This window comes from Kitasatospora sp. NPDC088742, assembly GCF_055584905.1.
In genome coordinates this window covers 132905-137142 of the sequence record NZ_JBVJLD010000017.1, presented here as the reverse complement: position 1 = coordinate 137142, position 4238 = coordinate 132905, and the positions used below count along the sequence as shown (strand labels likewise).

Sequence of the window (4238 nt, the reverse complement as noted above, 5' to 3'; positions counted from 1 at the left end):
GACGGCCTCGGTGACGGTGGTAAGGGCGCCGTACCGGTCACCGGCACTGGTCTGATGGCCGGACAGGTTGCTGAGGGCCATGGCGAGTTGGGGGAGGAAAGCCCGGGGGTTGGTGGTGGCGAGGTTGCGGTAGTGCTCGACGGCTTCGGTGATGGTGGTCAGGGCTCCGTGCCGGTCGCCGAGGTCCGCCTGGGCGCTGGCGAGGTTGTTGAGGGAGGTGGCGAGGTCGGGGAGGAAGGCGCGGGGGTTGGTGGTGGTGAGGTCGCGGCGGATGGTGACGGCTTCGGTGATGGTGGTCAGGGCTCCGTGCCGGTCGCCGAGGTCCGCCTGAGTGGTGGCGAGGTTGTTGAGCGCCATGGCGAGGCCGGGGAGGAACTGGTCGGGGTCGGTGCCGACGAGGCCGCGGTAGTGCTGGACGCCTTCCTGTGCCAGCTGGAGCGCCCGCTCGCGATCTCCTTGGGCTGCCGCGGAGACGACAGTCTTGTTGAGAGCGGAGCCGAGCAGTGGGACGAACCGCTCGCCATCCCGTTCGACCAGGGTGCGGAGGGCCGGAATCCCCGCTCCGTCACCGAGCGACGCGTGGTCGGGAAGATGACGCATCAGGTACGGGACCCCCGCACCAGGGCTCTTCATGTTCAGCCTGGTGGCGGCCAGTTCGCCGAGGGCGTGGGTGATGTCCCTCTCCACCGCACTGTCCGGTGTGGTCAGCCGTCGCGCGGTGAGCGGCCCCGCGAGGTGGTTCACGAACTCCTGGTGGTAGAGCCGGTAGACGATCTCACCGTCGCTCCGGTCCTCGACGATGAAGCCGCCGCAGGTGTTCAACGCCCAGTCGAGATCCTCTGCCAGAAACGTCCGCCCCTGGGGGTCGACGGCACCGGCCACCGCCTCCCAGACCCCGTCCGCCGGCAGTCCCCGCCCCAACCCCCTTGCCAGTGCAGCGAGTAGCACACGCCCGGCTCCGGCCACCACCTCTCCGTCGGCCCGTCGCAGATCCGGGAGCTGACCGACCGCCAGACCGAAGGCCTCCGCCACCGTGCTCGGAAGCTCCGCGGCCCAGTGCTCCTCGGGCAGTTCGGCGACCCTCCGCGCGACCACCGGGCCGACCAGCCGGGCGAACAGGAAACCGCCGTCGTCCTCGGCCGCCCGTTCTCCCAACAGGCCGGCGAGCAGCGCAGCTTGCGCTTCGTCCAGTCCGCCCCGCACCAGCCGCTTCCGCAGGTACCCGGCGATGTCCGCCCGGGTGTCGTCCTCCTCGTCCAGGTCGACCACGCTCGGCCGGGCCAGCATCAGTCGCTCCAGCGCCGCCTCCCACTCTCCGGCCCGCCGGAACGCCTCCCCCCGCGCGCTCAGCAGCACCCGGCCGATCCGCCCCAGCGGCTCCAACAGCTCGACCACACCGACGACTTCACTCGCCGGCACCTCGTCCAGCCCGTCGAAGAGCAGGACCGGTGGCCGCTCCGCTCCCCGGTACTCCACCTCCAGCCAGGCCGCCACCTCCAAGGCGGTCTGCGGCTCACCGGGGAAGCCCGCCTGCTCCGCGAGGCTCACCGCCACTTCGAGCGCGGTCAGCCCCCGCAGGTGCACGCACGAGGTGATGCTGTCGACTCCCGGGTCCGGGTCGCCCTCCTCCAGCCCCTCGCCCCAGACCAGCTCCGCCCGCCACCGCGGATCGGATAGCGTCGCCAACCGCCCCAGCACCGCCGACTTCCCGGACCCGGCACTCCCCGTCAGCATGCGCAGCCCGGGTCCGGACTCCGCCAGCCATGCCACCAACTCCCCGAGCACGCGCCGCCGTCCGTTGAAGAGCCACCCCTCCTCCCGCAGCGGCCCGCCCTTGGCGGCCTGCACCAGGTGCTCCACGAGGGCCGGTCGAGCATCGGCCCGCCACTGCGGATTGCGGAACATCACCCGGTCGTTCCCGGTTGCGACGAACACCGGCCGCTGCCCGTCCTCCTCCCAGGAGTCCAGGACGGCGCTCGCCAGGGCTGCCCCGCTGATGCCGGGGTTCCGTACGCTCCACTGCCGCCGGTAGGGCCCGCGGGGCGGCCCGTCCCGCAGCACCTTCAGCACCGTCTCCAGCAACTCCCCACGTCCGGCCGCCCGTTCACGCGCCCGGCAGCTGGCCAGCACGCCGACCCAGGCGGCCCGCCCCTCCGGCAGGCTCTGGAAGTCGTGCTTGTGCAGCGCCTCGCCGAGAACGCCCTCCGCGCCCGCGCCCGAGTGGCAGGTGTCCAGCAGCAGGAGTACCTGGTCGGGGCCGAGCGCCGCCTCGGCCAACTGGTCGGCGTGCAGGGCGCCGAGCAGCAAATGCCCCTTCCCGGTGTCCCTGGCGGGCAGCATCAGCCCGCCCCGCTCCCGCCGCTCCCCGTGGCCCGACCACACCACCACCGTCGGCCGCTCGGGCCCGCCCGGCCGCTGGGCGCCCCACCCCAGGAGCTGCCGCCGTACCTCCTCCAGTGTCAGGTTCGGCAGCACCTCAGCCCGGTACCCGAACCCCGCCAGCAGCTTGGCCAGTTCACGCACCTGCTGAACCGCGCCCGGCAGTGGGTCGTAGTGCTCGTACTCGTCGAACGCGACGCCCAGCAGCACCCCGGCGATCTCCTCGCCCGCCCCCGCCTCAGGCAACGCCGTCCTCCGCCCCGCCGACCAGCACCATGCCCGTCACCGCCGAGTCCCCGTGCCCCTCCGCAGCGGCCGTCACCCGGTAGGTGCCGTCCGCCAGGCCCCCGAAAGTGGTCCGGTACCGCCCGCCCCCGAGGTTCTTCAAGGTCCGCTGCTGCGAGGCCGAAGCCTCCGTCACCGTGACCACCACCGCCAGGTCCTCCCGCTCGGTGACGACCTCGACCTCGTACGCCTCGCCGGGAGCCACCAACTCCTGTGCCACCAGCCCGAGTTCGACGTCACCCTGCCGCCCCCGGTAGTACGGCACCTCGGGCCCGAGCAGCCCGCGCAGCTCGTCCCGCACCGCCCGGTGGTTCTGCAGCGCACCGTGCTTCTCGCACGGCACCCGGATCAGCGCCCCGGGGAAGCCCGCCGGAGCGGCGGCCAGCCTCGGCACGGTGCCGTCGCCGCCCAACTCCCGTCCCTCGATGGAGGTCCGCGCCACCAGTCGCTCGCCCGCCCACAGCGCCGTGGTTGCCGTCGGCTGGTGCAGCCCGGTGAACGGGATCAGCTCCACTCCCCCCGAATCCCCGTCCTCGATCTCGTCGTGGAAGGCCACGGCCTCCGCCAGCAGCTCCGGGCTGACCCCGGGCAGCCCGCCGGCCACCTCCTCCGGCCTGAGCAGCTGCCCGCCGGCCCCGCCCGGCAGGCACCCGTAGCGAGGCAGCAGCTCGTGCAGCGAGGGCAGGCTCCGCGAGAAGGCCGTGAGCGAGACCGACACGGGCAGCCACGGCTTCTCCCCGACCCCGTTCACCAGTCGCAGCAGCGCGTCCAGCGAACCCCGGTGCGGTGTCCCCAGGGTGATCACCCGTCGGGTCACCTCCGCCCCGCCCCGCCGGGCCACGTAGTGACGGGCGATCAGGCCGCCCATCGAGTGGCAGAGGAAGACCACCTTCGCCTCCCGCCGCTCCGGCGCGGAGGCCCGCCAGAGCGTCAGTTCCCGCTCCACCACCACCGCCAGCCGGGCCGAGTTGACCCGCCCCGACAGCCGCCAGTCGTACGCGAACTCGACCAGGTTCCCGGGGGAGTCGGCTCCACCCGTACCCCGCCGGACCAGCGTGAAGCGCTGCTGCAGCCACCCCACCAGGCTGCTGTAGCCCTCCACCCCGGGGCCGACTCCGGGCAGCAGGTGCAGGTCCGGCACCAGGCCGACGGCCCGCATCCCGCCGTCCTCGCCCTCCGCTCCGACCGCCAGTCGCGGGGCCACCCCGGCGAAGGCCCGGACACCTCGTAGCAGCGCACTCCCGGAGAGGTCCCAGACGGCCCGCCCCTCCCCGTCGGCCAGCCGACTGCCCATGATCCCGGGCACCACGACCACCAGGTCGTCGACTCGCATACGCCTCACCACGGCAACCCCACCCACCCGCTCGAACAAGCCACACCCACCCGGCAGTTAGGCACCGAGGCGGTCGGATCACAGTACTCGCGCACGACCGCCCCCGGAGACGGAAACGGCGGTGCCCCACCGGTCCGAGGACCGATGGGGCACCGCCACAAGTACCAGCCGGAGCTGACGCCCTTACAGGCCGAGCTCGACCTCGAACTCGCCGGCCTCGAGGATCTCCTTGACCGCGACC

At 73.0% G+C, this 4238-nt stretch carries 2 protein-coding genes; both read right to left on the bottom strand.

All coding sequences use genetic code 11. The annotated features are described in order from the left end of the window. On the bottom strand, window positions 1-2625 hold a 2625-nt coding region (locus tag ACZ6ZR_RS16270), incomplete at its 3' end, for a caspase family protein (RefSeq protein WP_465642758.1). Next, a complete protein-coding gene (locus tag ACZ6ZR_RS16265) occupies window positions 2618-3997 on the bottom strand; it encodes an alpha/beta hydrolase (RefSeq protein ID WP_465642757.1) in 1380 nt (459 codons plus the stop codon). The genes ACZ6ZR_RS16270 and ACZ6ZR_RS16265, both read right to left, overlap by 8 nt. Window positions 3998-4238: the final 241 nt, after the last annotated feature.